This window comes from Peribacillus sp. P4_C12, from assembly GCF_056402095.1.
Map to the genome: position 1 here is coordinate 1 of NZ_JBFUIB010000157.1, position 7637 is coordinate 7637.

Sequence of the window (7637 nt, forward strand, 5' to 3'; positions counted from 1 at the left end):
GGATAGATTGAAAACCTTCTATTTTTATGATCTGATCTAAATTCATTAATGCCTCCTACTTTTATTCATTTCTTAGAGATTATTGTAGAGGATTTACAGAAAAGGCGCAATAAAAATTTGCACAGCAAGATTATTTTGCATTAAAGTGCAAATTTTTTTTGCACAAAAGATAAAAATTCCTTGTTTTTCGTGAAAAAACAAGTTGGCACAAATCTTGCATTAATAAAAACTATAGCGTTCAAGCCACAAATATAAGAATTAAAGCAAAAAATAATGGCACACTATGCTATTTTTCACCAAAAGTGCTGAATTTCTTTGCATTTCCTTAGAAAAATCTATATTTTTCTAAAAAGTTGAAAAGTTGGCACGGAACTTGCTAGTTATAAAGAGAGAAGTAAAAACATAAATCTTAGGGGGATGAGACATAATGGTCCAACCATACAAACACGAACCATTTACTGATTTTAATAATGAGGCAAACAATAAAGCATTTCAGGTAGCTTTGAATGATGTAGCTAAAGAATTAGGAAATAAATATCCATTAGTTATTAACGGTGAAAAAATCTTTACAGATGAAGTCATTACCTCTGTAAACCCAGCAGACAAAAAAGAAGTTATCGGGATTGTGTCAAAAGCAAACAAAGACCTTGCAGAGCAAGCAATGCAAGCGGCAGATAAGACATTCCAAACTTGGAGAAAAACAAAAGCAGAAATGCGTGCAAATATTTTATTCAGAGCAGCAGCCATTGTTCGCAGAAGAAAACACTATTTCTCGGCTCTATTGGTTAAAGAAGCAGGAAAGCCTTGGAATGAAGCGGATGCAGATACAGCGGAAGCGATCGACTTCATGGAATACTACGCACGTCAAATGCTGAAGCTTAAAGACGGCATGCCAGTAGAAAGCCGTCCGATTGAACACAATGCTTTCAACTATGTTCCACTTGGTGTCGGTGTCATCATCTCACCTTGGAATTTCCCGTTTGCGATCATGGCAGGCATGACGACAGCGGCTCTTGTTTCAGGAAATACCGTTTTATTGAAACCAGCAAGTACAACACCGGTCATTGCAGCTAAATTCATTGAAGTGTTGGAAGAAGCGGGCTTACCTGCAGGAGTTGTGAACTTCATTCCAGGAAGCGGTGCTGAAGTTGGCGATTATTTGGTAGATCATCCTCGTACACGTTTCATCAGCTTTACCGGATCTCGTGATGTTGGAATCCGTATTTATGAGCGTGCGTCAAAGGTTCATGAAGGCCAAATTTGGTTGAAACGTGTAATCGCTGAAATGGGCGGTAAAGATACGATCGTTGTTGATAAAGAGGCTGATTTGGAATTGGCGGCACAATCAATCGTCGCTTCTGCATTCGGATTCTCCGGTCAAAAATGTTCTGCTTGTTCACGTACCGTCGTAGTGGAAGATGTGTATGATCAAGTATTAAATCGTGTTATTGAATTAACAAAAGAAAAAACAGTTGGAGAACCAACAGATGTAAATAACTTTATGGGTCCAGTTATCGATCAAGCTGCTTACGACAAAGTCATGAGCTATGTAGAGATCGGTAAAACAGAAGGGAAGTTAGTTGCAGGAGGAGAAGGAGACAATTCAAAAGGTTTCTTTATCCAACCAACAATTATTGCAGATGTGGATGAAAATGCTCGTGTTATGAAGGAAGAAATTTTTGGACCAGTAGTAGCATTCTGTAAAGCAAAAGATTTCGATCATGCGATTGAGATTGCTAATAACACAGATTATGGATTAACAGGTGCGGTCATCTCGAACAATATTGAACATATCGAGCAGGCGCGTGAGGATTTCCACGTAGGGAACTTGTACTTCAATCGTGGCTGTACTGGTGCCATTGTAGGATACCAGCCATTTGGCGGATTCAATATGTCAGGTACAGATTCAAAAGCGGGCGGTCCTGATTATTTAGTTCTGCATCTTCAAGGAAAAACAACATCTGAAACGCTATAAATCATAGGGGGGAATCAACATGACAACAGTAACAGAAAAATTAATCGAGCAAACGGAACAATATGGTGCAAACAATTATAATCCACTTCCAATTGTCATTTCAAAGGCAGAAGGAGTTTGGGTGGAAGATCCTGAAGGAAACAAATATATGGATATGCTAAGTGCCTATTCTGCAGTGAATCAAGGCCACAGACATCCAAAAATTATCGATGAACTAAAAAAACAAGCAGATCGTGTAACGTTAACTTCTCGTGCGTTTCATAGTGATAAATTAGGCCCTTGGTATGAAAAGGTTGCTCGTCTTACACAAAAAGATATGGCGCTGCCTATGAATACTGGTGCTGAAGCAGTTGAAACAGCTATCAAGGCTGTTAGACGCTGGGGCTACGACGTGAAAGGAATCGCTGAAAATCAAGCGGAGATTATTGCTTGTATAGGCAATTTCCATGGCCGTACGATGGCAGCTGTGTCATTGTCTTCAGACGAAGAATACAGAAGAGGTTTTGGACCAATGCTACCGGGAGTCAAGCTTATTCCTTATGGAGATCTTGCAGCTTTGAAAGAAGCGATTACACCTCAAACAGCTGGATTTTTAATTGAACCGATCCAAGGTGAAGCGGGAATCATCATCCCTCCACAAGGATTCTTAAAAGAAGCTTACGAACTATGTAAAGAAAATAATGTTCTATTCGTTTCGGATGAAATTCAATCAGGACTTGGCCGTTCAGGAAAAATGTTTGCTTCTGATTGGGATGAAGTGATTCCTGATATGTATATTTTAGGAAAAGCACTTGGTGGTGGAGTATTTCCAATCTCATGTGTCGCAGCAAACCGTGAAATTCTTGGCGTATTTAATCCTGGTTCACATGGTTCTACATTCGGTGGTAATCCATTAGCATGTGCAGTTTCTATCGCTTCATTAGAAGTTCTTGAAGATGAAAAACTGGCAGAACGTTCATTAGAGCTAGGGAAATATTTCATGGATAGTTTAAAAGAAATCAATAATCCTATGATTAAAGATATTCGTGGAAGAGGCTTATTTATTGGATTGGAATTAACTGAAGCGGCAAGACCTTATTGTGAAAAACTAAAAGAAGAAAAATTACTGTGTAAAGAAACACATGATACAGTTATCCGCTTTGCTCCGCCGCTAGTGATCACTAAAGAAGAGCTAGATTGGGCAATTGAACGTATTAAAAGAGTTTTATCCTAATATCCCTATGAGGTGAATTCCATTGAGTACAACGATCAAAGAAGAAAAAGAAACTGCCAGCTTGCTTGAATCCACACAGGTCGTAATCAAGGAGGCGCTGGGTAAGCTTGGTTATTCGGAAGAAGTGTTTGAGCTTTTAAAGGAGCCTCTTCGTATGCTGACCGTCCGAATTCCAATTAAGATGGATGACAATTCAACAAAGATATTCACTGGATATCGTGCCCAGCACAACGATGCTGTTGGTCCTACAAAAGGTGGAATCCGTTTTCATCCTGAAGTCGATGAGGAAGAAGTAAAGGCACTTTCGATGTGGATGAGTTTAAAATGCGGGATTGTGAATCTGCCATACGGCGGAGGAAAAGGTGGCATTATCTGCGATCCGCGCCAAATGTCTATGGGTGAATTAGAAAGGCTTAGCCGCGGGTATGTTCGAGCGATTAGCCAAATAGTGGGGCCGACTAAAGATATTCCGGCCCCGGATGTTTATACAAATTCTCAAATCATGGCATGGATGATGGATGAATACAGTAGAATAAGAGAACACGATTCTCCTGGATTCATTACAGGTAAACCACTAGTGCTGGGCGGTTCACACGGTAGGGAAAAGGCAACTGCACAAGGTGTCACGATTTGTATCGAAGAAGCCGCAAAGCGTAAGGGCATAGAACTGAAAGGTGCACGCATTATTGTCCAAGGATTTGGGAATGCGGGAAGCTTTTTAGCAAAATTCATGCATGATGCAGGTGCGAAAGTGATTGGTATTTCTGACGCATATGGTGCCATATATAACCCAGATGGCCTCGATATCGATTACTTACTTGATAAAAGGGATAGCTTTGGAACGGTAACAACACTATTCGAAAATAAAATTACCAATCAAGAGCTTCTAGAACAAGATTGTGATATTTTAGTGCCTGCTGCTATTTCTAATCAAATCACGCAAGAAAATGCACATCTTATAAAAGCGCAAATTGTCGTAGAGGCAGCGAATGGTCCGACCACTTTGGAGGCTACTAAAATCTTAACAGAACGCAATGTGCTTCTTGTACCTGATGTATTAGCAAGTTCAGGCGGTGTAACTGTTTCTTACTTTGAATGGGTTCAAAATAATCAGGGTTACTACTGGGAAGATGAAGAGGTTCAAACCAAATTAAAAGAGTTATTGGTCAATTCATTTAATCAAGTATATGAAATGTCCGAGACAAGAAAAGTGAATATGAGGCTGGCAGCATATATGGTGGGTGTCAGAAAAATGGCAGAAGCCTCGATATTCCGTGGCTGGGTATAAGCTGAATATTATGATAGATAGTGGAGGGGTGATTCCTTGTTAAAACCGATTTACACTATTGAGTGTACTCAGAATGGGACCATCGAACAAGTTTATGTTCAAAAGAATTCCTATGTTTATGAATGGGAAAGGCTCTTTTTAGTGAAAACAGAAGATGGGAAATTGATTGATGTTTCAATAGGTGCCAGTGGTCACATTACTGAAATTAATGTCACGGCAGGGGATCCTATTAATAGAAAGCTTCCTTTAGCTTTGCTCCAAGACGATTTTGTTATAACAGGCTCTGATTAATTATAGAAAAGAGAGTGTTCCAAAGGTGTAGGCAATTCGACTTTTGGGATGCTCTTTTTTGTTGTTGTTCAAACAGATAGCATAGTTAAATTGGATATAGAGAATTCCTAGAGCACGCTTGCTAAGGAAAAGCTCTTTGTTTCATGGTAAAATATCAGAATGATTAGACTATACACCCTAGTAGCTTTTTCAAGGCTCCTGAATATTCTCATGAGTAAGCCACGCAGTTCCAAAAAGAAGCTAGACGTAGTGGTGTGACTAATCATCAGGGACTGTTAGGCTATGAAATATTTTAAGTTGTATAGGAGGCTGGAAGGGTGAATAAGGATTTAGATATATTTAGTCGGTTATCAGATTTTGATAATGTTTTGGTCGTAGATGATAAAGGGATGATTATTTTTCATGATATGGCAGATTTAAATGTTCTTAAAGAACTTGGAATACGGCCTGAAGAATTCATGGGGAAAAATGTAACTTCATTTTATAAAAACATTACGAACGAAAATAGTACATTGATGAATGTGTTAAAAACCGGGAAACCATTATGTAATATAAAGCAAGAGATGATTACCAAAACGGGAGAGGTTATTGAGACCATCAATTCCACATACCCAATTGCGGAAAATGATAAAATTATTGGGGCCGTAGAATTCTCTAAGCGCTATTTTTCGAAGGATGCTATTCAATATTTAGATAAATATTCGAGCCATAAGATTTTTAGAAAGAATAATACAGTCTATACGGTTGATGATATAATCACGGTTAACCATAAAATGGAAAGTATTAAAGGTAAACTTAGAAGAATTGCTCTAACAAACTCAAATGTTCTAATTGTTGGGGAAACGGGTACAGGGAAAGAACTTATTGCCCAGGCCATTCATAATTTAAGTGACCGATTTGGAAAGCCTTTTATTTCACTTAACTGCAGTGCAGTTCCCGCTAGCTTATGGGAAAGTACTTTATTTGGCACGAATAAGGGGAGCTTTACTGGATCGGAAGATATGCCGGGTTTATTCGAACAAGCTGAAGGTGGAACATTATTCTTAGATGAAATTAATTCCTTAGATATTAACCTTCAGGTGAAGTTACTAAAAGCTATTGAAGAAAAAACAATCAGGAGATTAGGTGGAAAAAAAAATATCCGGTTGGATATAAGGGTGATTTCAGCAACCAATGAGGTCCCAGACATTTTACTTGCTGAGAAACGGTTGCGAGTGGATTTATTTTATAGAATTGGTGTTGTGCAGATTGACCTGCCGAACTTAATGGAAAGAAAAGAAGATATCGAAGTGCTTGTTGAGCATTATCTGAATTTTTACAACAATACGATGAATATATATATAGATCGTGTTCAAAGGGAAGTACTAGAGTGCTTTAAAAGGTACCCATGGCCCGGGAATATCAGAGAGTTAAAGAACGCTGTCGAAACGGCTTATAATCACGTTAGTTCTAATCAAATCACATTGGATGATATTCCTAGCAGAATCAAAGATTATGTAGAAGCTCCAATGACTGAACTTAAAAAAATGGATGTAGATTCTTTAAAAGATGCGGTTCAGGAATTTGAAAAAGAGATTATTGTTCACCAATTAACCAAAACAAACGGGAAAATTGCGGAATCTGCCAGACAGTTGGGGATATCGAAACAATTATTAAAATATAAAATGGAGAAGCATAAACTAAGGTAAAAAAAACTTTACCATAGGGAGTGAAAATTTTTACTCCTTCTTCAATGGAAATGGAAATTAAATATAATATAAAAGGGTCACCATTCTGGATAGATAATAGAATGGTGACCCTTTTGTCGTTTGTAACGCTTAGGATATAGTGAATGATTAATATAATATTAATAATTATTAAAATATTTTTAAAACTGGCACGTAAATTGCTTAAATAAAATAAAGGGCGTAGAAAAAGAAACCTATTAAAAAAACGATGCAATCTATCAATCGGTTTCAGTGAGTGAAAATTTGAAAACAGAGGTGTGAAATGAATACAAACAAGATATTACGAGACAGCCTTATTTTTGGTTTTGCTTTATTTGCCGTATTTTTTGGGGCAGGTAACCTGATTTTTCCTCCGTCAATCGGACTGGTGTCTGGAGCGGATTGGCCACTAGCGCTAGTAGGTTTCACTCTAACAGGAGTCGTACTTCCTATATTAGGAGTTGTTGCAGTATTAAATTCAAATGGGGAATTTGAAGAACTGACAAAGCCGATTAGTCCTTGGTTTTATAAGGTATTTAATCTTGTTGTCATGATAGGGATTGCGATGCTCGTTACTGTGCCCCGGACGGCTGCAACCACTCATGAGATGGGAGTTCATACTTTATTCCCTCATGTCCCATCTTTCCTAACAATGATTGTTTTTTTTGCATTGAATTTTTATTTTGCAAGTGATCGATCCAATCTTATTGATAAAGTTGGACAAGTGCTAACGCCGGCCTTGTTTGCCATTCTTCTCTTTATCGTCATCAAAGGTACATTCGATCCTATTGGAGCGCCTATAAAAACAGAGATTTCCAATCCATTTTCCCATTCCTTTTTTAGCGCTTACCAGACGGGCGACGTTTTTACGGGTCTTCTTTGTGCCTCGGTTTTCATTGGCTCGATTGTAGCTAAAGGGTACAACGAACCTTCTAAAATGAAGAAAATAGTGCTGAATGGAACTATAGTTGCTGGTTTTGGGTTACTCATTATTTATGGGGGGTTGCTGTATATTGGTGCCACTGGAAGTGGTCTATTTCCGAAGGATATGGAGAGTTCGCAGCTCGTAACAGGGCTGGTTTATAACCTTCTCGGAGACTACGGTACGATTGCATTAGCTATAGCGGTTTCTTTAGCTTGTCTCACTACCTCAATTGGTATTAC

Annotated in this window: 6 protein-coding genes; all 6 read left to right on the plus strand. The window is 38.4% G+C overall.

The genetic code is table 11. The annotated features are described in order from the left end of the window. The first annotated feature begins 427 nt into the window (after positions 1 to 427). Entirely contained in the window at positions 428 to 1975 is a 1548-nt protein-coding gene (pruA, locus tag AC1DUW_RS16960; protein ID WP_053347468.1) for an L-glutamate gamma-semialdehyde dehydrogenase, read from the plus strand. Positions 1976 to 1994: 19 nt separating this feature from the next. Next, positions 1995 to 3188 (plus strand): ornithine--oxo-acid transaminase, encoded by a 1194-nt coding sequence (locus tag AC1DUW_RS16965; protein WP_083450848.1) that lies wholly within the window; start codon positions 1995 to 1997, stop codon positions 3186 to 3188. A 22-nt stretch (positions 3189 to 3210) separates the two neighbouring features. After that, positions 3211 to 4476 (plus strand): Glu/Leu/Phe/Val family dehydrogenase, encoded by a 1266-nt coding sequence (locus tag AC1DUW_RS16970; protein WP_083450847.1) that lies wholly within the window; start codon positions 3211 to 3213, stop codon positions 4474 to 4476. A 36-nt stretch (positions 4477 to 4512) separates the two neighbouring features. Further along, complete coding sequence (locus tag AC1DUW_RS16975; protein ID WP_477643027.1) at positions 4513 to 4767, plus strand: biotin/lipoyl attachment domain-containing protein; 255 nt, start codon at positions 4513 to 4515, stop codon at positions 4765 to 4767. Between the two features lie 317 nt (positions 4768 to 5084). Continuing rightward, positions 5085 to 6455, plus strand: a complete 1371-nt coding sequence (locus AC1DUW_RS16980) for a sigma-54 interaction domain-containing protein (protein ID WP_477643028.1) — start codon at positions 5085 to 5087, stop codon at positions 6453 to 6455. A 301-nt stretch (positions 6456 to 6756) separates the two neighbouring features. Beyond that, on the plus strand, positions 6757 to 7637 hold an 881-nt coding region (locus AC1DUW_RS16985; RefSeq protein ID WP_477643029.1), incomplete at its 3' end, for a branched-chain amino acid transport system II carrier protein.

Coding starts and splice junctions, on each gene's coding strand:
- pruA (WP_053347468.1), top strand. CDS start 428: ATGGTCCAACCATACAAACACGAACCATTTACTGATTTTAATAATGAG.
- AC1DUW_RS16965 (WP_083450848.1), top strand. CDS start 1,995: ATGACAACAGTAACAGAAAAATTAATCGAGCAAACGGAACAATATGGT.